This window comes from Chromobacterium sp. CCUG 30098, from assembly GCF_059916605.1.
Map to the genome: position 1 here is coordinate 1 of NZ_JAUCGS010000014.1, position 23931 is coordinate 23931.

Below are 23931 nucleotides of genomic sequence, written 5' to 3' on the forward strand. Positions count from 1 at the left end.
TCCGGGAAATGGAGCAGCCGCGATCTCTGCGCGCAGCGATGTTATCTCTTGGCGGGCTTCCGCAACGTAACTACCGCGCGTCTGGCGCTGGTGGGCGCGCCGATACCGGACCCTGACGCCGTCCAACGCCAACGCGCCGCGTGGGAAACGCCGTAGCCGGCTATCCGGCAGCCTGTGGCGTTGAATCCGTTTCCGCGTGGGTATCGCTGCGCTCCTCCCACCCTACGGTTGAGGCCGTGTTTGGGGCCGCGTTTGGGTAGGGTGGGTGGAGCCGTCAGGCGATACCCACCAAACAGGCGGCTGTCCGGCGGCCTGTGGCGTTGAGTCCGTTTCCGCGTGGGTATCGCTGCGCTCCTCCCACCCTACGGTTGGAGCCGTGTTTGGGACCGCATTTGGGTAGGGTGGGTGGAGCCGTCAGGCGATACCCACCAAACAGGCGGCTGTCCGGCAGCCTGCGGCGTTGAATCCGTTTCCGCGTGGGTATCGCTACGCTCCTCCCACCCTACGATTGGGGCCGCGTTGGGGCCGCATTTGGGTAGGGTGGGTGGAGCCCTCAGGCGATACCCACCAAATCGGCGGCTGTCCGGCAGCCTATCGCGTCGAACCGTTTCCGCGCGGGTATCGCTGCGCGCCCCCACCCTACGGTTGGGGCCGCGTTGGGGCCGCGCTTGGGTAGGATGGGTGGAGCCGTTAGGCGATACCCACCAAATCGGCGGCTGTCCGGCAGCCTATCGCGTCGAACCGTTTCCGCGTGGGTATCGCTGCGCTCCTCCCTCCCTACGGTTGGGACCGTGTTTGGGTAGGGTGGGTGGAGCCGTCAGGCGATACCCACCAAACAGGCGGCTGTCCGGCGGCCTGCGGCGTTGAATCCGTTTCCGCGTGGGTATCGCTGCGCTCCTCCCACCCTACGGTTGGAGCCGTGTTTGGGGCCGCGTTTGGGTAGGGTGGGTGGAGCCGTCAGGCGATACCCACCAAACAGGCGGCTGTCCGGCAGCCTGTGGCGTTGAATCCGTTTCCGCGTGGGTATCGCTGCGCTCCACCCACCCTACGGTTGAGGCCGCGTTGGGTAGGGGGAAGCCGTCAGAACGTGTTCACGCCCTTGCGGGCGTGAACGGTTGCTTAATAGGGCTTATTGGGCAGGAACTTGCCGTCCAGGGTGATCACTGCGCGCTCGCCGCCGTCCGGGTCTTCCACTTTGCGGATGTCCAGCTTGAAGTTGATGGCGCTGATGATGCCGTCGCCAAACTTCTCGTGCACCAAAGCCTTCAACGTGGTGCCGTAGATCTGGATCATTTCATAGAAGCGGTAAATGGTGGGGTCGGTGGGGATGCCGCCGGGAATGCTGCCGCGCAGCGGAATGGTTTGCAGCTGCAGAGCGTCCGCGGCGTTCAGGCCCAGCCGTTCGCAGACCAGCTCCGCCGCAAGCTTGGACAGCGCGTGCTGGCCCAGCACGGCGGCGGTGACATAGGCCAGACTGAGGCCGGTGCCGGCGGCCAACTGCTCCCAGCTCAGGTCTTTCAAGGCCTTGGCGGCCAGGGCGCGGGCGGTCAATTCCAGGCGGGGGTCTTGGTGGATATTGGCGTGTTGCATGGTGTGGTCCTTTCTTCAGGTTTGCGGGAGGCGCCGGTTTCAGGCGGCGCGGGTCAGCGGAAAATCCGCCAGGGAAACGAAGCGCTGGCTGGCGTGGTCCAGGGCCAGGACGGCGCCGGTTTCAATGTCGTAGACCCAGCCGTGCAGGGTCAGCCGGCCCTGGCGCATCGCCAGCGCCACCGAGGGATGGGTCTTGAGGTTGGCCAGCTGGGCGACGACGTTTTCCTTGACCATGTCGTCCAGCCGCTGGCGGGCGTCGTCGTGATGGCGCGCCGCGTTCACCACTTTGGCGGAGTCGGCGTGGCGCAGCCAGCCGGCCACCGCTGGCAGATGGTCCAGGCAGCGGCCGTTGGCGATCGCCGTCATCGCGCCGCAGTCGGAATGGCCGCAGACCACGATGTCGGCGACGCCCAGCGCCGCCACCGCGTACTCCACGGAGGCGGTGACGCCGCCCGGTTCCGGCCCGTAGCTGGGGACGATGTTGCCGGCGTTGCGGATCACGAACAGCTCGCCGGGCTCTTGCTGAGTCAGCAGCTCCGGCACCACGCGGCTGTCCGAGCAGGTGATGAACAGCGCGCCGGGGGCCTGGCTGTCGGCCAGTTGGCGAAACAGCGCCGAACGCTGGGGGTAGGCTTCCTGTTGGAATTTCAGAAAACCGTCGATGAGGGCTTGCATGGCTTGCTCCTTGGCGGGGAAGGGATGCGCCAAGGATGAAGCTTTTTCATCATAGGGTCCAAGACCGATATAGAATGATTTCCATAATTATTTCCTATAGTTTGGACGCATGATTCTTCGACATATCCGTTATCTGCAAGCGGTGGCCGAACACGGCAATTTCACCCGGGCGGCGGAGGCGCTGCATGTGTCGCAGCCCACGCTGTCGCAGCAGATCAAGCAATTGGAAGAGACGGTGGGCGCGCAGTTGCTGGACCGCAGCGGGCGGACGGTGCGGCCCACCGACGCCGGGGCCGCCTATCTGGAATACGCGCGCCGCGCGCTGCGCGAGCTGGAGGCGGCGCAGCGGGCCACCCGGGACGTGGGCGATCTGTCGCGCGGCAGCTTGCGGCTGGCGATGACGCCGACCTTCGCCAGTTATCTGCTGGGGCCGCTGGCGGCGCGGCTGCGCCGGCTCTATCCGGGCATAGAGCTATGCGTGCGCGAGGCGACGCTGGACGCGATTGAACGGGCCTTGCTGGAGGACGAGATCGATGTCGGGATCGCTTTCGATCAGGCGCGCTCGGCGGAGATAGACGCGCGGCCCTTGTTCCGGGAAACCCTGGCCGTGGTGGTGGGTGACGGCCATCCATGGCGTCGGGCGGGGGCGATAGGCGCGGAAGCGCTGGCGCAGGCGCCCTTGGCGCTGTTGAGCGCGGATTTCGCCACCCGCGGCCATATCGATCGTTACTTCCTGGCGCTGGGTCTGAAGCCGCGGATCGCGGTCCAGGCCAACAGCATCAGCGCGGTGATGGAAATCGTCCGCCACGGCGATTGCGCCACCATTTTGCCGCGAGCGATCACGCGACAGCATCCGGCGCTGAGCGCGGTGGGCTTGAGCACGCCCTTGCCGGCGCGCACGGCGGCGGCGCTGACGCGCAAAGACGCATATCGCAGCGCCGCGGCGCGTGCGCTGATGCCTTTGCTGGATGCCTTGGGGAAGGAGTTGGGAGCGGAGGACGATAGGGAATAAGACGGCGCGGGCGGCGCGAGGCCGCCCGCTGCGGGGCCGACGGAGCGGCCCCCGGTAGGATTTAGGCTTGCTGGCCGGCCAGCTTGCCGCGCGGCGCGCTCTCGGCGGCCGCCATATCGGCCACCGCGCCGGCGTCGTGCTCGGCGTCCAGATAGCGGGTGCGCCAGCCGCTGTTGACGCCCCAGTAGTAGAAGCCCAGCGAGATCACCGCCACCACCGCCATGTCGGGGCCGTAGGGCAAGAGGCCGATGCCGCCGAAGTCCCGGCTGCCGATATAGGACATGAGGGCCATCGTCGGCAGGTAGAGCACCATCCACAGCGCGCCTTTCAGCTCGCGGCTGAATTCCGGCCAGCCGGCGCGGGCCTGATACCAGAAGTACACCGGCAAGGCGGCCACGATCAGGAAGATGATCTCGCCGGTCAGCGGCCAGCGCGCCCAGTACAGCACCAGGGACGCGCAGACGAAGGCGAAGGGCGCGATCACGCCGAGGCCGGCCAGGCGCAGCGGGCGCGGCAGGTCGGACGCGCAGCGGCGCAGCGAGGCCACGCTGATGGGGCCGGTCAGGTAGGAAATCACCGTGGCCACCGAGATCACCGCCGCCAGCGTGCCCCAGCCGCGGAAGAAGAACAGGAACACGAAGGAGATCGCCAGGTTGAACCACATCGCCGGGCGCGGGATCTGGTACAGCGGGTGGATGCGGCCGAAGATCTCCGGCATGGTGCCGTTGCGCTGCATGCCGTAGATCATGCGCGAGGTGGTGGCCATATAGGTGGCGCCGGTGCCGCTGGGGCTGACGAAGGCGTCGAAGTACAGCAGCAGCATCAGCCAGTTCAGGCCCAGCGCCATCGCCAGTTGGGCGAAGGGGGAGCTGAAGTTCAGGCCCTGCCAGCCGTGGGCCAGGTCCGCCGGCGACAGCGCGCCGATGAAGGCCACTTGCAGCGCCACATAGATCACCGCCGCCAGCAGGATGGAGCCCACCACGCCGAAGGGCACGCTCTTGCCCGGGTTGCGGGCCTCGCCGGCCAGGTTGATCGGGCTTTGGAAGCCGTTGAAGCTGAACACGATGCCGCTGGTGGCCACCGCCGTCATCACGCTGGCCCAGCCAAAGGGCGCGAAGCCGCCCGGGGTGTTCCCGCCCAGATTGCCGGGATGGAAGCCGCTGTAGATCAGCGCGCCCACGGTCAGCGCCGGCACGATCACCTTGAAGATGGTGATGGCGCTATTGGCCTTGGCGAACAGGCGCACGCCCCAGTAGTTGAGCATGAAGTAGACGATGACCAGCAGCGCGGACAGCATCAGGCCGGGCGGGGTCAGTTCGCCGTTGGAGAACAGCTGCTGGGCCCAGGGATACGGCCAGGAGCTCATGTATTGCACCGAGGCCTCGGCCTCGATCGGGATCACCGAGACAATGGCGATCCAGTTGGCCCAGCCGGCGATGAAGCCGAGCAGGGAGCCGTGGGAGTAACGGGCGTAACGCACCATGCCGCCGCTTTCCGGGAACATGGCGCCCAGTTCCGCGTAGCTCAGCGCGATGGAGAGAATGATCACCATGCCGACTATCCAGGCGACGATGGCGGCCGGGCCGGCGATCTGGGCGGCGTGGGCGGCGCCGAACAGCCAGCCGGAACCGATGATGGAGCCCAGACCGGTCAGCATCAGGGCGATGGGGCCGATATGGCGGGAGTGTTGCTGTGTCAAAGGTATCTCCTGTCAAAAGAACCTGCTGACGATCCGCTGCGCGTCGTGAGGCGTCACACGGCGAGTACCGCTTCAGAATGCTGAAGCCGCTTTCGCCCTGTCCCGCCCTGGCTCGCGAGATCGTAAACAGCTTCTGAAAACCCGACGGTCCGGCGGAGTCAGCTCCGGACGCGGCGGGCAAGCGATGGGGACAAGTTCCGGCCACGGCGCGGCGGCTCCGCCGTCCTTGTGCGGACGGGGGCGGAGCGGGGCGGTGTCGGTGCGCTGGAGACGCTGGCGCGGAGGGCGTCGGCGAGCTTGTCCCGGGTGCCGGGTGGGCCCGGTCTGATGTGCTCTTTTATAAGAGGGGGCTAATCTACCTTTGCTTTTCATTACAGTATGTAACGAAATGTACTCGCTAGCTTATTTCAAACATGACAAAAGATTGAAAATGGCGAGTCAAAGGGCGATCTATTGCGCGCTTAGGCCAATGGCAAGCGTTTGTGTTGAATAAATGCTCTATGTTTGATCCGGCGGCAATTTCCTGCCTAATTGCCGCCGGCGCGGCGGTTAGGCCGGCTGCTGCCGCAGCGGCCAATCCGGCGCCGCGGCGGGGGAGGGGGCGGGGTCCGGCGCGTCGATGCGGAACCAGCTCAGGGTCTGGTTCAAGTCCTGGGCCGCGGCGGCCAAGTGCTGCATCACCGGCGCGGCTTGCTGCATCTGTTGATCGATGGAGGCGGCCAGATGCGCGACCTCGTGGCCGTGCTGGCGGATGTCGCCGCCGGCGCGGGCCTGGGCGGCGCTGTGTTCGCGGATGTCGGCCATCAAGCGGTTCAAGCGCTCCAGCCCGGCGTCCACTTGCAGCAGCGCCTGATCCAGCGCCTGCTGCGAATCCAGCTTGTCGGCGCAGGCGCCGCCGGCTTGCTCCAGCGCGGCGTGCAGCGAGCCGGTGGCGCCTTCCACCCGGCCCAGCGCGTCGAAGATGCTGCCGGTGGCGGCGCGGGTGCGCTCCGACAATTTGCGCACCTCGTCGGCCACCACGGCGAAGCCGCGGCCGCTTTCGCCGGCGCGCGCGGCTTCGATCGCGGCGTTGAGCGCCAGCAGATTGGTCTGTTCGGCCACGTCGCGGATCAGGCCGCTGACGCCGGCGATGTCGTCCAGGCTGTGCTGGAGCTGGCGCATTTCCGTCTGCGCGCAGCCCATATTGTCGGCCAGCGTCCGCATCGTCTCGGCGTTGAGCCGGCCCAGTTCGCGCGCGCGTCCGGTATCGTCCGCCGCCTGCCGGGTATGGGCGTCCGCCTGTTGCAGATGGCCGGCCACGATCTGGGCGCTGTCGGCCACCGCGTGGGCGGCCTCGTTGCTCAGCTTGGCCTTGGCGCTTTGCTGGCGGCTGGCGTCGGCCGCTTGCAAGGTCAGCAATTGCAGCCGTTGGCAATCGGCGCCGCTGCGGCGGGCGTCGGCCTCCACCCTGCGCAGCAAATCGCTCAGCTTGTTCAGGAACTGATTCAGGCGGCCGGCGGTGGCGGCCAGCTCGTCGCGGCCCTGGGCCGGCAGCCGCATCGCCAGATTGCCTTCCCCCAGCGCGTCGGCGGAGGCGGCCATCGCTTGCAACTGCCGTTTCAGCCGCCGCGCCAGCGTCAGCTGCATCGCCGTCACCACCAGGCTGGCCAGCGCCAGCGGCCCCAGGGTTAGCCAGGCCAGGCCCTGCAGCGTGTCCTGCAGTTGCGCGGTTTCCTGGGCCAGCCGGTTTTGCTCCTGCGCCTGCTGGCGGTCCAGCAGGGCCGCCAGCGGCTGCAAGCTTTGCTGCCAAGCCTGTTCCGGTATGGACAGCGCGTCCTGCGGCGCGGTCTCGGCGATGGCCAGCGCGCTGCTCAGATTGCGCTCGTAATCCTGCCACAGCCGGCCCACGGCCTGACGGAAGGCGGCGGCTTCATTGGCGGGAAGGCCGGCGGCGATCTCGCCGGTCAGCCGCGCGACGGTCAGGCTGGTTTCCCGCAGCCGCGCCGGGCTGTCCGGCAGCAGCGGGTCCAGCCGCGACAGCTGCAGCACGCCGGCCTTGAGTTGGTACAGGCCGGCGCTTAATTGTTGACGCGCGCTGTGGCGGTCCACCGCGCGGGTCAGGCCGCTCAACTGTTGTCCGGTGAGGATGAGGGCCAGCGCCAGGCTGGCGAGAGTGACGAGGATGGTCAGCCACAGACGTTTGGCCAATGTCATGATGGTGTCGTACGTTGCGATGCGGGAAGTGCCGCAGTCTAGGCGCGCGGGATGACGGGAGGATGACATGGAGATGAATTGTCTTGTCATGAAGCGTCTCGGCGCGACCATTCTTTGCCGACGCTGGCCGGCGATGCGGCTAAAATGGCCGGGTTTGTCATTTAATTTGGTTGTCGGCTTATGACTTTGCTATCCCCGGACCAGTTGGAACAGGCGCTGTGGGCGTCCACGGAACTGCTGCGCGAGCAAGTGGACCTGTACGACTACAAGAATCACGTGTTCGGCCTGTTTGTGCTCAAGCGCCTGCACGATGTGTTCGTGGAGCGGGTACAGGCCTTGGTGGCGGCCGAGGGCATGAGCCGCAAGCGCGCCGACGGCGTGGTGCAGGAGCAATACGGGATCTATCCGCAGACGGCGCGCTGGCCCGGCCTGCAGGAGCGCAAGAAGGGCATAGGCGAGGCGCTGGACAAGGCGGTGGCCGCCGTCGAGGAGCATCAACCGGCGCTGGCCGGGGTGCTCAGCGTGGCGCAATACCAGGGCCACAAGCGCTTGAGCGACGAGGTGCTGCATCCCTTGATGAACCATATCGGCGCGCTGAAGCTGGGCGACGCTGATCTGGAGGCGCCGTCCCGGCTGGGCGAGGTCTGCGAAGGGCTGGTGCGCCGCTACGCGGCGGAGTCCGGCAAGCGCGGCGGGGCCTTTTCCACGCCGGGACCGGTCAGCCAGTTGCTGCTGCGGCTGGCGGAGCCGCTGCCGGGCCACAGCCTGTACGATCCCAGCTGCGGCGCGGCCGGCACCTTGCTGGACGCCTGGCGCATGCTGGGCGGGCAGCCGGACGGCGGTGCGGCGCTGTTCGGCCAGGAAAAGCTGCCGGCCACCTGGGCGATGGCCAAGCTGTGCGCTTATTTCCACGGCGTGGACATGAGTCTGGAACTGGGGGACACCTTGGTGGAGCCCAGGCATCTGAGCCCGGAAGGCTGGCTGCCTCGCTTCGACCGCATCGTGGCGCAGCTGCCGTTCACGGTGAAAAACTGGTGGACGCCGCTGGAGGCCGAGGTGGTGGAACCGCCGCCCGCCGACGGCAAGAAGCGTCGCCGCAAGCGTCCGGCCGAACCCAATTACAAGAAGCTGGTGGATGAGCACCAGCGCTTCGGCTATGGCATTCCGCCGCGCAGTTTCGGCGATTACGCCTTCGTCCAGCATGTGCTGGCCACGCTGAAGGAGGACGGCCGCGCCGCGCTGGTGATGCCGCACGACGTGTTGTTCCGCGACGGCGACGAGGGCCGCATCCGCAACGGCCTGCTGTTTGGCAGCCAGGGCCAGTCCGGCGACCGCATCGAGGCGGTGATCGCCTTGCCGCCGGCGCTGTTCTACGGCTCGGGCATGCCCACCTGCGTGGTGGTGTTGAACAAGAACAAGCCGGCGGGCCTGCGCAACAAGGTGATCATCGTCGACGCCAGCAAGGAGTACGGCCGCGGCCGGGTGCAAAACACGCTGCGGCAGGAGGACATCGAACATATCCTGCGCGCTTACCGCGCCGCGGTGGACGAGGAAACGGAAGAGCCGGACTATCTGCGCCTGGTGGGGCTGCGCGAGATCAAGCAAGGCCACCGGGGCAATCTGAACGTGCAGCGCTACTTCGCCCAGGACGAGGCGGCCGAGGTGGTGGACGCGGAGGCGCTGGCCACCGAGCTGGCCGCCTTGACGGAGCAGGAGCAGGCGCTGGACGCGCGGCTGGCGGCCTTCTTCAGCGAAGAAGAGGGCTGGCGGGCGGAGGAGGGCGAGCTGGAGGGCTGCCTGGCCTTGACGGACGAAAAGCTGGAATTGCTGTCCAGCCAATACGCGGCCGAGCGCAAGCTGCGCCCCAGTCGCATCCAGGCCTTGCTCAATCGCGGCTACGGCACCCGGCGCATGGGCAAGTGGAGCCCGCATCAATCGTTCAAACCCAGCGCGCTGGGGGTGATTCCCGGCAACTGGGAGGTGTGCAAGCTGGGCGAACTGGCCGCGCCGCTGGCCGCCGCCGCCGAGGGCGAATTATTGGAGGCCACCGTGGGCGGCAGCTGGCGCCGGGCCGGCGCGGGCCTGGGCACGGCCTTGCCGCCCAACGCTTTCGCCTATGATCCGGCGCGCTTGTATCAGGGCGCGCTGGCGCGGCATGTCGGAGAGGCCCCGGCGCTGGCCGCGGCGGACCAGCAGGCTTTCGCGCTGGACGAGGCGCGGATCTCGCCGGCTTTCCTGGAGTGCTACCGGCAGTCGGAAGGCTGGCGCTTTTGCCTGGAGCGGCTGGGCGCGGCGGTGGAAGGCGTCGAGTTCGGCTTCGAGGCGCTGGCGGAAATGCCGCTGCCCGTGCCGCCGATGAGCGAGCAACGCAAGCTGGTGGAGGAATGGGCGCGCCAGGATGAAGCCTTGCTCGCCCTGCAACAGCGCCTGCTGCAATGGCAGGCGCGTCGCGACGCCTTGGTGGCGCGTTTTCCGGCGGAAGACTGAGGGCCGGTCGGCCGCCGGCGGGCTTATTTCTGCCAGTAGGTCTTGACGTTGACGAACTCGTACAGGCCGAACTCGGACAGCTCGCGGCCATAGCCCGAGGATTTGACGCCGCCGAAAGGCAGGCGCAGGTCCGAGCTGGTGTGGCGGTTGATGAAGACGCTGCCGGCTTCGATCTGCCGCGCCAGCGTCCAGGCGCGTTCCTTGTCCGCGCTGTAAATGCTGGCGCCCAGGCCGAAGGGGGTGTCGTTGGCCAGCCGCAGCGCGTCGGCCTCGTCGCGCGCGCGCAAAATGCTGGCCACCGGGCCGAACACTTCCTCGTGGTAGACGCGACAGTCGGGATTGACCCGGTCCAGCACGGTGGCCGGATAGAAGAAGCCGGGGCTGGCCGGCATCTGCCCGCCCAGCCGCAGTTCCGCGCCGTGGGCGACGGCGTCCAGCACCTGGGCGTGCAGCGCTTCGCGCAGGTCGGCGCGGGTCAGCGGCGACAAGGTGGTGGCCGGGTGGCGCGGATCGCCGGCGCGCAGCTTGGCGGCTTCGGCGCAGAAGGCCTCGATGAAGGCGTCGGCGATTTCCGGCGCCACGATCATGCGCTTGGCGGCGTTGCAGCTCTGGCCGGCGTCGCGGAAACGGGAGTTGGCGGCGTCCTGGGCCGCGGCGGCGACATCGGCGTCGGCCAGCACGATGAAGGGATTGCTGCCGCCCAACTCCAGCACGGTCTTTTTCAGATGGCGGCCGGCCAGCGCCGCGATGGCGCGCCCGGTCTGGGTGGAGCCGGTGAAGGCCACCGCGTCGCACTGGCGGACGGCTTCTTCCACTTGATCATGGTCGATCCAGGCCACGTCCAGCACCGCCAGGCCGGCGGCGCGCGCCAGCTCCAGCAGGCCTTGGGTGGATTGCGGCACCGAAGGCGCCGGCTTGACCAGGCAGGCGTTGCCGGCCATCAGCGCCGGCACCGCGAAGCGCAGCACCTGCCAGATCGGATAATTCCACGGCATCACCGCCAGCACCGTGCCCAGCGGTTCGAAGGCCACGCCGCTGCGGCTGGCCTGGGTGGGAATCTCCAGCGAGGCCAGCAGTTCCGGCGCCAGTTGGGCGTAGTAGCGGATCAGCTGGGCGGATTTGTCTATTTCCGCCAGACATTCCGCGGTGCGCTTGCCCACTTCCAGCGTGACCAGGCCGGCCAGTTCTTCGCGATGGGCCTGCAATTGGTCGGCCAGACGCAGCAGTTGCGCGGCGCGCTCGGCCACGCTCAGCTCGCGCCAATGGCGCTGGGCCTGGCGCAGCTGCGCCAGGGCGGCGGGCAGTTGGGGTTCCGGCCAGGCGGCGCGGGTGTAGACAACTTCTCCTGTGGCGGGGTTGCAGCTGGTAAAGGCGGTCATGACGTGCTGTATTCGGTTGGCAAGCAAAGACACAATGTAGCAAAAATCCCCGGGGACGGGGGTGAGCGGGGTCAATTCCGCGGCGATTTCTCCTTATATTTCTAATTTGAATAAATGATTAAATTTATAGTTCTTTAGGTTTTATGTGACTTGCTTATAGACTGATTCGCAATCGCCAGGCAGTGGCGTTGACGGACGGCGGGATTCAGAGGCAAGGCATGATTGAAATAGAGAACTTATACAAGCATTACCGGGTGGACGGCCGCGACGTGCCGGCGCTGGACAATGTCAGCCTGCGCGTGGCCAAGGGCGAGGTGTTCGGCATCATCGGCCGCTCCGGCGCGGGCAAGAGCACCCTAGTGCGCTGCCTGAACCTGCTGGAATGTCCGGACCGCGGCGCGGTGCGCCTGGGCGACACCGATCTGACCGCGCTGGACGGCCGGCAATTGCAATTGCGCCGTCAGCGCATCGGCATGGTGTTTCAGCATTTCAATTTGCTGAAGTCGCGCACCGTGGCCGCCAATGTGCGCTTTCCGCTGGAGCTGGCCGGCGGCGCGTCCGCGGCCGAGATGGACGCCCGCGTTGAAGAACTGCTGGCCTTGGTGGGCCTGGCTGGCCACCGCGACAAATACCCGGCGCAGCTGTCCGGCGGCCAGAAGCAGCGCGTCGGCATCGCCCGCGCGCTGGCCAATCACCCGGAATTATTGCTGTGCGACGAGGCGACCTCGGCGCTGGATCCGGAAACCACGGATTCCATTCTGACCTTGCTGGCGGACATCAACCGTCAGCTGGGGCTGACCATTGTGCTGATCACCCATGAAATGCGCGTGATCCGCCAGCTGTGCGATCAGGTGGCGGTACTGGAGCACGGCCGCGTGGTGGAGCAGGGGCCGGTGCTGGACGTGTTCCTGCATCCGCAGCACGAGGTGACCCGCGGCCTGCTGGCGGAAACCGGGCTGTATCAAGAAGAGGCGCGCCAGACTTGGCAGCAGCGCGTGGGCGCGCCGCTGATCAAGCTGACCTTCGTCGGCGATCCCACCTTGCAGCCGGTGCTGGACGTGGTGGGCAAGCAGGCGGGCGCTCGCTTCAATCTGGTCAGCGGCACGCTGTCCGAGATCAAGGGCACGCCGTTCGGCCAATTGGTGGCCGGCGTGATCGAATCGGAGGCCCCGCTGGAGAGCCTGCCCGAGTTATTCGCCCGTCTGGGCGTGCGTTGCGAGGTGCTGTGATGGAAGGTTTCGACTGGGCCCAATTATTGAGCATGGACTGGCTGGAGATAGGCCAGGCCACGCTGGACACCTTGACCATGCTGGGCGCCTCGCTGCTGTTCACCGTGCTGTTCGGCCTGCCGCTGGGCGTGGTGCTGTACGTCAGCTCGCCGGGGCAATTGCTGTCGCGGCCGCGCCTGTACGCGACGCTGTCCTTCCTGGTCAATGTGTTCCGCTCCTTGCCCTTTGTGATTCTGCTGATCGTGATGATCCCGCTGACCTTGAAGCTGGTGGGCACCTCGATCGGCGTGGCCGGCGCGATTCCGCCGCTGGTGGCCGGCGCTTCGCCCTTCTTCGCGCGGCTGGTGGAAAACGTGCTGCGCGAAGTGGACCGCGGAGTGATAGAAGCCAGCCAATCCATGGGCGCCAGCCTGTGGCAGATCGTGCGCCATGTCTTGCTGCCCGAGGCCTTGCCCGGCCTGGTGGGCGCGGCGACGGTGACCACGGTGGCGCTGGTGTCCTACACCGCGATGTCCGGCGTCATCGGCGGCGGCGGCCTGGGAGACTTGGCGGTGCGCTACGGCTACCAGCGCTTCCAGACCGAGGTGATGGTGGTGACCGTGGTATTGCTGCTGTTGCTGGTGCAGTTGATCCAGAGTTTTGGCGACCGGCTGGTGCTGCGCTGTCAACGCGGCTGAGAACCTGTTCACGATCTGCTGCGCGTCGGCGATACGGCGTTGAAATCGTCTTCGAAATGCTCATGTACCGTGTGTACATTCCGCTTTCTCAGCCGCAACGCCTTGTCTCGCCTGAGCTCGCGAGATCGTGAGTTGGCTCTGAGCGCCCGGCGCTGCGGCCGCATCGGAAACCCAAGAGATTTGAACCCAACATTGTGTTGAATAGAGGAAATCGCATCATGAAAAAGAATATCGCTCGCTTCGCCTTTACCGCTGTCGCCGCGCTGTGGGGCGCGCAGGCGCTGGCCGCCGATCCGGTGACCGTCACTGTGGCCGCGTCTCCGGTGCCGCACGCGGAAATCCTGGAAGCCTTGAAGCCCACCCTGGCCAAGCAGGGGGTCAAGCTGGAGGTGAAGGTGTTCAACGACTACGTGCAGCCCAATCTGCAAGTGTCCGAGAAGCGTCTGGACGCCAACTTCTTCCAGCACATCCCCTATCTGGACAAGTTCAACAAGGACCGCGGCACCAAGCTGGTCGTGGCCAGCAAGCCGGTGCACATCGAGCCGTTCGGCGCTTATTCCAGCAAGTTCAAGAAAGTGGCGGACCTGCCCAAGGGCGCGACCGTGGCCATTCCCAACGATCCGACCAACGCCGGCCGCGCCTTGCTGCTGCTGGACCAGGGCGGCGTGATCAAGCTGAAAGACCGCAACAATCTGTATCCGACGGTGAAGGACATCGTGGCCAACGCCAAGCAGGTGAAGATCAAGGAACTGGAAGCCGCCACGCTGCCGCGCGTGCTGCCGCAGGTGGATCTGGCGCTGATCAACGCCAACTACGCCTTGGAAGCCAAGCTCAATCCCAAGCGCGACGCGCTGTTCATCGAGACCACCTCGCCGTACGCCAACCTGCTGGTGGCGCGCGCCGACAACAAGGACAGCGTCGGCGTGAAGAAGCTGGCCGCCGCGCTGGCCAGCCCGGAAGCGCGCAAGTTCATCGAGAGCAAGTATCAGGGCGCGGTGATCCCCGCTTTCTGAGCCTCTTTTTAGGAGGCGCCCGGCATGCCTGGGTTTGAACGACAAAGCCCCGCAGAGCGGGGCTTTGTCTTGTCGGCGTCTTCCGCGCCGGCTCATGACGCGGCGAGATCGGCCGGCTTCTCCCCGGTCAGGAAGTAGCGGATGGTTTCGCTGACGCTGCGCATCGAACTGCCGAAGGGCAGCGGATCGGCGCCGCGGAAGAACAGGCCCTTGCCCACTTCGCCGCGGAAAGCGGCCGCCAGTTTGAGGTCGATGCAGAACTGACCCATCTTGGCCACGCCGTCGCGCAGGCCGCAGGCGCTCAGGCAGTTGAGGCTTTGGGTGCAGCGCGCCGGATCGGCCTTGGCGTTGGCCTGCAGCTTGGCCTCGCGCTTCAGATAGCTTTTCAGGAAGGGCGTCAGCACGCCGCGCGCCGGCAGGCCGGCCACGCTCATGAATTCCGCGATGTCTTCCGGCTTGGCCTCGGCCAGCGTGCGCTTGAAGTTGTCGTGCGCGTCGCCCTCGCGGGTGACGGCGAAGGCGGTGCCTATCTGCACCGCGGACGCGCCGAAGTCCTGGATGCAGGCCTTCATCTTTTCGAAGCTGTTGACGCCGCCGGCGACGATCAGCGGAATCCGCTCGCTCTCCAGTTGCAGGCTTTTGAACAGCTGGCGGGTGTCTTCCAGCACTTTCTGGAAGCTGAAGCGCTCGGCGTCCAGTTCGGCGAGGCTGGCCGCGCCCAGGTGGCCGCCGGCGTGCTTGGGATGCTCGATCACGATGGCGTCCGGCAGCCGTCCCTTTTTCATCCAGCGCTTGAGCACGATGCCGATGCCGCGCGCCTCGGACAGGATGGGAATCAGGGCCACCTTGGGAAAGCCCGCGGTCATGTCCGGCAGATCCAGCGGCAGGCCGGCGCCCATCACCACCGCGTCGGCGCCGGATTCGCAAGCCTGGCGGACATAGTCCGGATAGGAGGCCACGGCCTTCATCACATTGACCGCCACCATGCCGCGGCCCTGGGCGTAGCACAGCGCGCCCTTCACTTCGCGATCCAGCGCGATCAGGTTGAGGCGGTCCAGCTCGGCCTGGCCGCGCGCGTATTGCGACTGCTCGAGCAGATCGGCGTGCAGATGACGCAGGTCGACGCTGGCGACCGTGCCCAGCGCACCTTCGCGCGCGACATGGCCGGCCAGGCTTTTGGCTGAGACGCCTATGCCCATGCCGCCCTGCACGATGGGAAGCAGGACGCGTTGTCCTATCTGCAAGGGAGCGTAGAGCGGGAAATTTGTGGTCATTTAGCAACGATGCCGGGGCGGATGAATAAAAGGCGATCTTAGGCATGGCGGCCTTAAGAGTCTTTGCTCTAGAGCAAAAAACTAAGGATGGCTCGCTTTTTAACTCGGAAAAACTATTGACGCTTCAAAGACTTGAGTATTTTTATGCTTAGCATAAGAGAGTGCAAGCTTTTGATTTCAGTAAGGATATTTCTAAGTCATTTGTTTTTGATTTTCTGATTATGGCCTTGTCATTACATTTTGACGAAAAATGGATTGCATAGGCTTTTTTTCATCGAGGGCACTAAAGGGCCGCGCCAAAAACGGCTAGCACATCTTTCAACTCCATTTCCTGGCCATTCGGTCAGATTTCTCTGTGGAAACCAGCACTTACATTGCCTCTGCGGTTAGAAAAACGGATTAGGAGATAGTTATGGCGCGTTTTTTTCCTATCAAGCTAGGCAATACGCTGATCAGCAGAGTGAATGGAATGGATCGGGAGACGGACTTGTTGAAATTCCGTCATCATGTTTTTCGCGAACAGCTGCACTGGGTGGCGCCAAGCGCCGATGGCCTGGACCGTGACGAGTATGATGATTTTTCCGACAATCTCGCCGTCCAAGACATGCATGGGGTATTAGGGTCGGTGCGTCTGACCCATGGCACGCACCCTTTTATGATAGAGAGAGAATTTTCCCGATTATTGGCCTCGGGCGAGAAAATCCTGAAAGGCGCGAGAACAGCGGAGATCACTCGCTTTGCGGTAGACAAACGCATTTCGCCGCAGCAAATGAAGGAAGTTGGGCGCTTGCTCTATCTGAGCCTATTGGAATGGTCGTTGCCGCGAGGCATCGAACGCATGTATTTCGTGGTTGAGCCGGTTTTTTACCGACATATTGTCCGGATGGGCTTCCCCGTGGTGCCGGTGGGCGTACCCATGCATCTGGATGGCGGGGTGCTTTCCATGGCCGGCTATGTGGACTGGTCTCAGGCGGAGCCCGAGTTCATCCTGGGGCTGCGGAAGGGCATTGAGGCGCCAAGGGAATTGGCTCGCGCTTGGCGGGAATTTGAAGCGCAGCACGCCTCAATGCCGCATCTAATTTGACACGATTAAGCTAAGGGCCGCTGACGACAAGACCAGGAGGCGGCAAAAGATGCATGCCAAGCACAATGGCGTGGGTGCGATTGTTGGCGTTCAGCTTGCGGATGACGTTGGCGACGTGGAACTTCACCGTACGTTCGCTGATATCCAGAATGGTGGCGATCTCCCAGTTGGCCTTGCCGCGGCTCATCCAGTGGAAAATATCGTATTCCCGCTGGGACAGGGGCATGGAGCTGGGAGTTGCCGGCGGTAAATTCGCTACGCGAACCGCGGCCTGATGCAAGTGCGGAGTCAGGCAATCCAGCATGGCCACCAGATTGCTGTCATTAATCGTTTCGCTGCCGCTCAGCGAGAAAATGCAGCCGAGGTTGTTGCGTTGCGACACCGCGCTAAAACTCAAACCATCGCCTAAGCCGACGGACGAGGCCTCGGCAATGAATTTCTTCTCATCCTTGCCCTTTGCGCGGCTAAACCTGTCGTTCCACGAGACCGGGCCCTGACCCAAGTGAATGCGCAGAATGGGGTCGCATTGGGAGTAGTTTTCCTTCATGTATTGCTCGGTCCACTCAACCGGATAACTAACGTTCACCACGCGTTCCAAGCGTTGGATCTGCTGTTGTTGGTTGACTCGACCCAAAGCCAGAACAATGTGCTCGGAAGGCGCCTGGCTGATGATGACGTCAAGGAAAGCCCTGAGCTCGGCTTCGGTTTCGATTTGTCCTGCAAGGTGAATCCATTCCAGCAACGTCCATTGCTGACTCGCGGACAAGCCGCTGGGCAGCGGCCGTGCTATCGCGGAATTTGAGATGACCATGAGCAAATCTTTCTTGATCTTGTGGTTTTACGCTGCTGGATAGTAGCCCACATGCAAAAGGCATGGGAAGCGCTAACTCCTTGTTCTGGTGCTAAGAACAGCGACTGTTGCATTCGTCGCCGACATTATAACAAATTGCCTGTCCAAAAATCCGTAAGTAGAAATAATTATATTGATCAATGACTTATTTGGTGCTATTTGGCGGGGGACAAACTAGGCGGGAAGTTGGGGCGTCATAAGGAAGACGCTGGGACAAGCTTGGAAAACTGGACCTTCTGTCAGTGTTCCCGATAACTGAAGCGCTGGAACAAAGGCGCGATCTCTTCTATCAGTTGCGGCGCGGGCCAGCCGGCCGGGGCCGGGGGCAGGGCGAAGGAGGGCGGGGGACGCAGTTGCTGCCAGTGATAGTCGGCGACGCCCAGCGCCGCCAGCCGCCGCGCCAGCGCGGTCAGTTGGATCTCATTGTGCCAGTACGGATGTATGCTGCTGCGACATTCAAAATTGCTGTTATTTTGCAACAAACAGTGCAGCGAGGCCTCGGTCTGCTCGCCGCTGCGGGGCAAGCCGGTCAGCGCCGGATAGGCGCTGAAATCGGTCTTGATGTCCAGGCCGACCCAATCCAGCAACGGCAGTACCCGCCGCAAGCGCTGCGGATACGCGCCGCCGGTATGCAGGCCGGTGGCGAAGCCCAGCGCTCGGGTCTGTTCCAGCAGCGCCGGCAGCGCCGGCTCCTGCAGCGGTTCGCCGCCGGAGAACACCACGCCGTCGAGCAGGCCGACCCGGCTTTGCAGCCAGCGCAGGGTGTCCGGCCAGCGGGTTTCGCCGTTTTGGCGCCGCAGCAGGTGGGGATTGTGGCAATAGCCGCAGCGCCAGGGGCAGCCGGCGAGAAAGACCACGGCGCACAGTTTGCCCGGCCAGTCGCAGCTGGAGAACGGCGTCAGCCCGCCGATGCGGGCTGCTGCGGGGTCAGCGGACGGCGTGTTCACTGAAGCAGACCCGTTCGTCGAATTCTCCGCGTTTGCCGATATTGAAAGACTGCACCGGGCGGTGATAACCCATTACGCGGGTCCAGACTTCGCAGCGGGTGCGCTGTTCGTTGTTGAGCGGGGCGGCGTCTTGGCCGGGGATGCGGGTGGGGGGAGTCATGAGCTTTCCTTTCTTAAGGGCTTATGAAGGCTGGCGCGCCAGCAGTTCCGCGTCGCAGCGCGGGCAGAATTCGTGGTGACCGGACAGATAGCCGTGCTTGGGGCAGATCGAGAAGGTCGGGGTGATCGTGATATAGGGCAGGCGGAAGCGGGATAGCGAGCGGCGCACCAGTTCGCGGCAGGCGTCGGCGCTGCTGACCGCCTCGGTCATATAAAGGTGCAGCACGGTGCCGCCGGTGTATTTGCGCTGCAGCTGTTCCTGGCGCTGCAGGGCCTCGAAGGGGTCGTCGGTGAAGCCCACCGGCAGTTGGCTGGAGTTGGTGTAATAAGGATGGGCGTCGCTGCCGGCCTGCAGGATGCCGGGGTAGCGTTTGCGGTCTTCCTTGGCGAAGCGGTAGGTGGTGCCTTCCGCCGGGGTGGCTTCCAGGTTGTACAGGTGGCCGGTGCTTTCCTGGAACTCCACCATGCGCTGGCGGATGTGATCCAGGTAGTCGCAGGCCAGTTGGTGGCCTTCCTCGCTGGTGATGTCGATGCGGTCGCCGCTGAAGTTGCGGATCATTTCATTGATGCCGTTGACGCCTATGGTGCTGAAATGATTGCGCAGCGAGCCCAGGAAGTGACGGGTGTAGGGGTAGAGGCCGTCGTCTATCCGCGCTTGCACTTCGCCGCGTTTTTTCTCCAGCGCGTCGCGGGACAATTCCAGCAAGCGGTCGGTTTCGGCCAGCAGCGCGGCGTAGTCGCCGGCGAAGCGGTGGCCCAGACGCGCGCAATTGACGGTGATCACGCCGACGGAGCCGGTTTGTTCGGCGCTGCCGAACAGGCCGTTGCCGCGCTTGAGCAGTTCCCGCAAGTCCAATTGCAGCCGGCAGCACATACTGCGCACCATCTGCGGCTCCAGGTCGGAGTTCACGAAGTTCTGGAAATAGGGCAGACCGTATTTGGCGGTCATCTCGAACAAGAGATCGGTGTTTTCGCCGTGCCAGTCGAAGTCGCGGGTGATGTTGTAGGTGGGAATCGGGAAGGTGAAGGAGCGGCCCTTGGCGTCGCCGGCCAGCATCACTTCGATGTAGGCGCGGTTGATCATCGCCATTTCGCGCGCGCAATCGCCGTAGCGGAAGCTCATTTCCTCGCCGCCTATCACTGGAATCTGCTCGGCGATGTCGTCCGGGCAGGTCCAGTCGAAGGTCAGATTGGTGAACGGGGTCTGGGTGCCCCAGCGGCTGGGCACGTTGAGGTTGTAGATCAGTTCCTGGACGCACTGGCGCACGTCCGCGTAGCTCAGCCCGTCTTTTTTGACGAAGGGGGCCAGATAGGTGTCGAAGGAGCTGAAGGCCTGGGCGCCGGCCCACTCGTTTTGCAAGGTGCCGAGGAAGTTGACGATCTGGCCGCAGGCGGAGGACAAGTGACGCGGCGGAGCGGATTCCACCTTGCCGGGAATGCCGTTGAAGCCATTTTGCAACAGGGTGCGCAGCGACCAGCCGGCGCAGTAGCCGGACAGCATGTCCAGATCGTGGATGTGCAGATCGCCTTGGCGGTGGGCGAGGGCGGCTTCCGGCGCCAGCACCCGCTCCAGCCAGTAATTGGCGGTGAGTTTGCCGGCGATGTTGAGAATCAGGCCGCCCAGGCTGTAGCCCTGATTGGCGTTGGCGTTGACCCGCCAGTCGGCCCGGTCCAGATATTCGTCGATCGCGGAGATGGCATCCACCATGGCGGTGGGCGCGGAGGCTGTGCTCATTTCTATATCTAGTGAAGTTGTCGAATGAGCGCCACTATAAATTGTGTTTTGTGCGCTGTGTGGCTGAGGTGGCGATAACTTGACGCGGATCAAGCGAGGCGCTTTTGACGACGGCGGAGGCTGGATTCCGGGGCGAAAACCTGGCCATTGGGAGCGCAATGTCATGTTGTTTGCGACAGCGCATGACTTATGCTGGATTGGGGCCGGCTGTGGCGCTCAAGGGCGACGTGGGCGGGGCTGCGGCATATTGTTGCCAACTTGATGCTGTTTCATTGAGTCTGTTGCAACAAACTCATGGCATTCAGACCGAATCAGGTGCATACTTGGATTGCATAGAAAATAGGGCAATGTATTTTCAACTAAGCTGTAAAACTATATGACAAAGTGCGCTCCGCGAGCGGTGCAGTGGGGAAGCTGCGGTCGGTTCTGTTCCTGGCGTGGATTTGTCCATGAAGATGCATTCACAACAATTTGCAAGTTCTTCTTTAATCATCAAAGGGTATGGTGTACCCTTTTTAAAGAGATACTACTTAATAATGTTATCAGCATTGTCAAATCCAGGGCGTCCGTCCGGGCGTGAAGGGTAGGCGATGCCGAGCCTGGAACATCCCTGATTATGGACACCTTAAAAGCATTGATGGTCTTCATGACCACGGCGGAAAACGGCAGTTTCTCCGACGCCGCGCGCAAGCTGGGCGTATCGCCGGCCGCTATCAGCCAGAGCATCGCCCGGCTGGAGCAGGAACTGGAGGTTCGCCTGTTCAACCGCACCACGCGCCAATTGACGCTGACCGAGGACGGGCGCCGTTTCTACGCCCAGTGCCGCGGGCCGGTGAACAATCTGGATTCGGCGATCAATCAGTTGAAAGCCAGCCGCGACGAGCCGGCCGGCCATCTGCGGGTCAGCATGCCGAACTCCTTTGGCCGGCGTTTCATCCTGCCCATCATGGGCGAGTTCTGCGAGCGCTATCCCAAGGTGCGGGTCTTCTTCGGCCTGGACGATCATTTCAGCGATCTGATCGAGGACGGCTACGATGTGGGCGTGCGTTCCGGCATGATGCCGGACAGCCGCATGGTGGCGCGCAATCTGGCGCAGATGCCGCTCTATGTGGTGGCTTCGCCCGGCTACTGGGATTTGCACGGCCGCCCGAGCGCGCCGGAGGAGTTGAGCAACCACGATTGCATCAACTTCCAGTTCCCCACGTCCGGCCGTCTGTTCAAGTGGGAGTTCGACCGCAAGGGCGAGCGGATTCCGCTGGAGGTCAACGGCACGTATACGCTGAACGAGATGGAGGCGGTGGCCGAGCTGGCGCGGCTGGGCATGGGCGTGGCCCAGTTGCCGGGCCATGAGGTGGTGCATCTGATCCGCTCCGGCGAACTGGAGCCGGTGCTGACCGATATGGTGTCGCTGGAGCGTTCTATCTACATCTGTTTCCCGCATCGCGACCACATCGCGCCGCGTACCCGGGTCTTCGTTGATTTCGTGGTGGAGAAGTTGGCCGACCATCCGGACATCATGGCGGACCTGCCGGGCCTGGATTTGAGCGCCAAGCGCAAGGCGGCCCAGAAAAACGCGATCTGATCCCGTCTCCGTCTGAACCCGAAGCCAGCGCTTGCGCTGGCTTTTTTCATGTCTTTTTGTCGCCGCGACCCATCCTTTCTCCCAGGTGTTGTTAAATATAATGAGCGCGTGTATTGTATTTTTATACCAATCATGAACGGACGCTCCGCGTTCGCTTCGCCAAGGAGACAGCCATGAACGCGCCGGCCAGACTGGAACACACAAGCTCTTATTACGCCGCATCCGCCCATCCGTCGCCGGAGCGTCCATCTTTGCAAGGGGCGGAGCAGGTGGACGTCTGTGTGATCGGCGCCGGCTATACCGGGGTGTCCGCGGCGCTGCATCTGGCGGAGCGCGGTTATCAGGTGGCGGTGCTGGAGGCGGCGCGGGTGGGCTGGGGCGCGTCGGGCCGCAACGGCGGGCAGATCGTCAACAGCTATAGCCGCGACATGGACGTGATCGAGCGGCGGCACGGCAGGGCGGCGGCCGAGGCGCTGGGCGCGATGGCTTTCGAAGGCGGCCGCATCATCCGCGAGCGCATCGCGCAATACGGCATTCAATGCGATCTGAAAACCGGCAATGTGTTCGCCGCCTTCACTCAGAAGCAGCTGGACGAGCTGGCGGCCAAGAAGCGGCTGTGGGAGCGCTACGGCCATACCGGCCTGCAACTGGTGGATCGAGAGGGCATGCGCGGCATCGTGGCGTCGGACCAGTACGCCGGCGCCTTGCTGGACAATTGGGGCGGACATATCCATCCGTTGAACCTGGTCTTGGGCGAGGCGGCGGCGCTGGAGTCGCTGGGCGGGCGGATTTTCGAGCAGTCGGCGGTCTTGAAGATTCATCCGGGCGGCCGGGTGCGGGTGGAGACCGCCGGCGGCGAGGTCAGTTGCCGCTTCCTGGTGGTGGCCGGCAACGCTTATCTGGGCGAGTTGCTGCCGGCGCTGGCGGAGAAGAGCCTGCCCTGCGGCACTCAGGTGGTGACCACCGAGCGTTTGCCGGAGGCGCTGGCCAAGAGCTTGCTGCCGGGCGATCACTGCGTCGAGGATTGCAACTTCCTGCTGGATTATTACCGGCTGACCGCCGACCACCGGCTGTTGTACGGCGGCGGCACCGTGTACGGCGCGCGCGATCCGGGCGAGGTGGAGCGGCTGATCCGCCCCAAGATGCTGAAAACCTTTCCGCAGTTGGCGGATTACAAGATCGAGTTCGGCTGGACCGGCAATTTCTCGCTGACCCTGTCGCGGCTGCCGCAGGCCGGGCGCATCGGCGACAATGTCTATTACTCTCAGGGTTGCAGCGGCCACGGCGTCACGTATACCCATTTGGCCGGTCGCTTGCTGGCGGAAGCCATCCACGGCGACAGCCGGCGCTTCGATCAATTCGCCGGTCTGCCGCACTATCCCTTCCCCGGCGGACGCGCGCTCCGCGTGCCGATGCTGAGCATGGGGGCGTGGTGGTACGGGCTCCGGGACCGTCTGGGGCTGTGAGTTATTCGTCGGGGGCGAGGCGGCGTTCGCGGCTGGCGCTGCCGGCTTCGCCCACCGCCCGGTTGCGGCCCGCGTTCTTGGCTGCGTACAGATACATGTCGGCGCGGTGCAGCAAGGTTTCCGGCATATCGTCCACGGTCTGGGTGGCCACGCCTATGCTGGCGCTCAGGCGTTTCACCGCCGGCAGCTCGGTCTGAGCCAGCCGCTGGCGGATGTCGTCGGCCAGCGCCAGCGCGCCGCTTTGCTCGGTCTCAGGGCAAATCACCAGGAATTCGTCGCCGCCCCAGCGCGCCACCGTGTCCAGCTGGCGCGCGCGTTTTTGCAGCAGCTGGCCAAAAGCGGCCAGCACCTGGTCGCCGGCCAGATGGCCGTAGTTGTCGTTGACGTCCTTGAAGTGGTCGATGTCCAGCAGCAGCACCGAAAACGGCCGCCGGGTACGGTAGGAGCGCTCGGTTTCGCGCTCCAGTATGGTGTTGGCCTGGCGGCGGTTGGCCAGGCCGGTGACCGCGTCCTGGCCGGCGATGGTGTTGAGCTCTTGCAGCATGGCGTGGGATTCGCGGGCCCGGCGGTAGGCGAACAGCGCCAGCGACACGGCCAGGTTCACGCATAGCAGCAACGCCAGCGCCATGGTTTGCGCATTGCCGTCGCCGGGCCCCGTCCCCAGCGCGGACAGCAGTTGGTAGCGCTGGGCCAGCCAGAGCAGCAGCAGATTGGCCATGAGCAGGATGGCCAAGTCGAACAAGATCTGCCGCAGGCTGAACAGGCGTGGCTTCATGGGGCTTGGGCCGTTTCCGATGAGTGCAGGCCGCCGGGAGGCGGCTTGATTGCGTTGATTCTTTTCGGATTAGCCCAAACTTGGCTTAGCCACAAGGGGCGAGCG

Annotated in this window: 17 protein-coding genes and 2 pseudogenes; 9 read left to right on the forward strand and 10 right to left on the reverse strand. The window is 64.3% G+C overall.

All coding sequences use genetic code 11. The annotated features are described in order from the left end of the window. Positions 1–1119 precede the first annotated feature (1119 nt). Both cynS and QUG03_RS21390 read right to left on the reverse strand, forming a co-directional pair. On the reverse strand, positions 1120–1590 hold the full coding sequence (cynS, locus tag QUG03_RS21385; RefSeq protein ID WP_107797958.1) for a cyanase: 471 nt from the start codon (positions 1588–1590) through the stop codon (positions 1120–1122). Positions 1591–1629: 39 nt separating this feature from the next. After that, positions 1630–2265 (reverse strand): carbonic anhydrase, encoded by a 636-nt coding sequence (locus QUG03_RS21390; protein WP_107801599.1) that lies wholly within the window; start codon positions 2263–2265, stop codon positions 1630–1632. A 109-nt stretch (positions 2266–2374) separates the two neighbouring features. On the opposite strand from QUG03_RS21390, the gene cynR reads away from it, so the two are divergent. Further along, entirely contained in the window at positions 2375–3277 is a 903-nt protein-coding gene (cynR, locus tag QUG03_RS21395; RefSeq protein WP_235084776.1) for a transcriptional regulator CynR, read from the forward strand. Positions 3278–3338: 61 nt separating this feature from the next. Here cynR and QUG03_RS21400 read toward each other — a convergent pair whose 3' ends face one another. Beyond that, a complete protein-coding gene (locus QUG03_RS21400) occupies positions 3339–4976 on the reverse strand; it encodes an APC family permease (RefSeq protein ID WP_500820945.1) in 1638 nt (545 codons plus the stop codon). A gap of 549 nt (positions 4977–5525) precedes the next feature. After that, positions 5526–7169, reverse strand: coding sequence for a methyl-accepting chemotaxis protein (locus QUG03_RS21405; RefSeq protein WP_227106619.1), 1644 nt, complete (start codon positions 7167–7169; stop codon positions 5526–5528). 180 nt (positions 7170–7349) lie between these two features. Here QUG03_RS21405 and QUG03_RS21410 point away from each other — a divergent pair, with 180 nt between their 5' ends. Then, complete coding sequence (locus QUG03_RS21410) at positions 7350–9656, forward strand: type I restriction-modification system subunit M (RefSeq protein ID WP_500820946.1); 2307 nt, start codon at positions 7350–7352, stop codon at positions 9654–9656. Between the two features lie 23 nt (positions 9657–9679). Here QUG03_RS21410 and QUG03_RS21415 read toward each other — a convergent pair whose 3' ends face one another. Further along, positions 9680–11035 carry an aldehyde dehydrogenase family protein gene (locus tag QUG03_RS21415; protein ID WP_500820947.1) on the reverse strand — a complete coding sequence of 452 codons (1356 nt, stop codon included), beginning with the start codon at positions 11033–11035 and terminating at the stop codon, positions 9680–9682. 218 nt (positions 11036–11253) lie between these two features. Here QUG03_RS21415 and QUG03_RS21420 point away from each other — a divergent pair. From QUG03_RS21420 to QUG03_RS21435, 4 genes and pseudogenes are all read left to right on the forward strand, one after another. Then, positions 11254–11985: pseudogene (locus tag QUG03_RS21420) on the forward strand (methionine ABC transporter ATP-binding protein); the annotation flags it as partial. 45 nt (positions 11986–12030) lie between these two features. Next, positions 12031–12264: an NIL domain-containing protein gene (locus QUG03_RS21425; protein WP_449727710.1), complete on the forward strand. Its 234-nt coding sequence runs from the start codon at positions 12031–12033 to the stop codon at positions 12262–12264. Beyond that, positions 12264–12941 carry a methionine ABC transporter permease gene (locus QUG03_RS21430; protein ID WP_235084762.1) on the forward strand — a complete coding sequence of 226 codons (678 nt, stop codon included), beginning with the start codon at positions 12264–12266 and terminating at the stop codon, positions 12939–12941. Before QUG03_RS21425 ends, QUG03_RS21430 begins: the two co-directional genes overlap by 1 nt. A 218-nt stretch (positions 12942–13159) precedes the next feature. Further along, positions 13160–13954 (forward strand): MetQ/NlpA family ABC transporter substrate-binding protein, encoded by a 795-nt coding sequence (locus tag QUG03_RS21435; RefSeq protein ID WP_227106625.1) that lies wholly within the window; start codon positions 13160–13162, stop codon positions 13952–13954. A 92-nt stretch (positions 13955–14046) separates the two neighbouring features. On the opposite strand, the gene QUG03_RS21440 is transcribed toward QUG03_RS21435, so the two are convergent. Continuing rightward, positions 14047–15228 (reverse strand): NAD(P)H-dependent flavin oxidoreductase, encoded by a 1182-nt coding sequence (locus tag QUG03_RS21440; protein ID WP_500820948.1) that lies wholly within the window; start codon positions 15226–15228, stop codon positions 14047–14049. 412 nt (positions 15229–15640) lie between these two features. On the opposite strand from QUG03_RS21440, the gene QUG03_RS21445 reads away from it, so the two are divergent. Continuing rightward, a complete protein-coding gene (locus QUG03_RS21445) occupies positions 15641–16312 on the forward strand; it encodes an acyl-homoserine-lactone synthase (protein ID WP_235084755.1) in 672 nt (223 codons plus the stop codon). A 10-nt stretch (positions 16313–16322) separates the two neighbouring features. Here QUG03_RS21445 and QUG03_RS21450 read toward each other — a convergent pair whose 3' ends face one another. The 3 genes and pseudogenes from QUG03_RS21450 to QUG03_RS21460 all read right to left on the reverse strand — a co-directional run bounded on the left by QUG03_RS21450 (position 16323) and on the right by QUG03_RS21460 (position 20168). Continuing rightward, complete coding sequence (locus tag QUG03_RS21450; protein ID WP_500820949.1) at positions 16323–17123, reverse strand: helix-turn-helix transcriptional regulator; 801 nt, start codon at positions 17121–17123, stop codon at positions 16323–16325. Between the two features lie 278 nt (positions 17124–17401). Next, complete coding sequence (locus QUG03_RS21455) at positions 17402–18109, reverse strand: anaerobic ribonucleoside-triphosphate reductase activating protein (RefSeq protein WP_500820950.1); 708 nt, start codon at positions 18107–18109, stop codon at positions 17402–17404. Next, a pseudogene (locus tag QUG03_RS21460) lies at positions 18090–20168 on the reverse strand (ribonucleoside triphosphate reductase). The gene QUG03_RS21455 and the pseudogene QUG03_RS21460 overlap by 20 nt, the downstream one beginning before the upstream one ends. 451 nt (positions 20169–20619) lie before the next feature. On the opposite strand from QUG03_RS21460, the gene QUG03_RS21465 reads away from it, so the two are divergent. Then, positions 20620–21585, forward strand: a complete 966-nt coding sequence (locus QUG03_RS21465; RefSeq protein ID WP_048413744.1) for a LysR family transcriptional regulator — start codon at positions 20620–20622, stop codon at positions 21583–21585. 173 nt (positions 21586–21758) lie between these two features. Beyond that, a complete protein-coding gene (locus QUG03_RS21470) occupies positions 21759–23051 on the forward strand; it encodes an NAD(P)/FAD-dependent oxidoreductase (RefSeq protein ID WP_227106630.1) in 1293 nt (430 codons plus the stop codon). 1 nt (position 23052) lies between these two features. Here QUG03_RS21470 and QUG03_RS21475 read toward each other — a convergent pair whose 3' ends face one another. Next, positions 23053–23826, reverse strand: a complete 774-nt coding sequence (locus tag QUG03_RS21475) for a GGDEF domain-containing protein (RefSeq protein ID WP_107797973.1) — start codon at positions 23824–23826, stop codon at positions 23053–23055. Positions 23827–23931 lie beyond the last annotated feature (105 nt).

What these genes read in the sequence shown, in the direction of transcription:
- QUG03_RS21410 (WP_500820946.1), top strand. Translation starts at nt 7,350, where the DNA reads ATGACTTTGCTATCCCCGGACCAGTTGGAACAGGCGCTGTGGGCGTCC.
- QUG03_RS21435 (WP_227106625.1), top strand. Translation starts at nt 13,160, where the DNA reads ATGAAAAAGAATATCGCTCGCTTCGCCTTTACCGCTGTCGCCGCGCTG.
- QUG03_RS21475 (WP_107797973.1), bottom strand. Translation starts at nt 23,826, where the DNA reads ATGAAGCCACGCCTGTTCAGCCTGCGGCAGATCTTGTTCGACTTGGCC.
- QUG03_RS21465 (WP_048413744.1), top strand. Translation starts at nt 20,620, where the DNA reads ATGGACACCTTAAAAGCATTGATGGTCTTCATGACCACGGCGGAAAAC.
- QUG03_RS21415 (WP_500820947.1), bottom strand. Translation starts at nt 11,035, where the DNA reads ATGACCGCCTTTACCAGCTGCAACCCCGCCACAGGAGAAGTTGTCTAC.
- cynS (WP_107797958.1), bottom strand. Translation starts at nt 1,590, where the DNA reads ATGCAACACGCCAATATCCACCAAGACCCCCGCCTGGAATTGACCGCC.
- QUG03_RS21445 (WP_235084755.1), top strand. Translation starts at nt 15,641, where the DNA reads ATGGCGCGTTTTTTTCCTATCAAGCTAGGCAATACGCTGATCAGCAGA.
- QUG03_RS21440 (WP_500820948.1), bottom strand. Translation starts at nt 15,228, where the DNA reads ATGACCACAAATTTCCCGCTCTACGCTCCCTTGCAGATAGGACAACGC.
- QUG03_RS21430 (WP_235084762.1), top strand. Translation starts at nt 12,264, where the DNA reads ATGGAAGGTTTCGACTGGGCCCAATTATTGAGCATGGACTGGCTGGAG.
- QUG03_RS21470 (WP_227106630.1), top strand. Translation starts at nt 21,759, where the DNA reads ATGAACGCGCCGGCCAGACTGGAACACACAAGCTCTTATTACGCCGCA.
- QUG03_RS21405 (WP_227106619.1), bottom strand. Translation starts at nt 7,169, where the DNA reads ATGACATTGGCCAAACGTCTGTGGCTGACCATCCTCGTCACTCTCGCC.
- cynR (WP_235084776.1), top strand. Translation starts at nt 2,375, where the DNA reads ATGATTCTTCGACATATCCGTTATCTGCAAGCGGTGGCCGAACACGGC.
- QUG03_RS21450 (WP_500820949.1), bottom strand. Translation starts at nt 17,123, where the DNA reads ATGGTCATCTCAAATTCCGCGATAGCACGGCCGCTGCCCAGCGGCTTG.
- QUG03_RS21390 (WP_107801599.1), bottom strand. Translation starts at nt 2,265, where the DNA reads ATGCAAGCCCTCATCGACGGTTTTCTGAAATTCCAACAGGAAGCCTAC.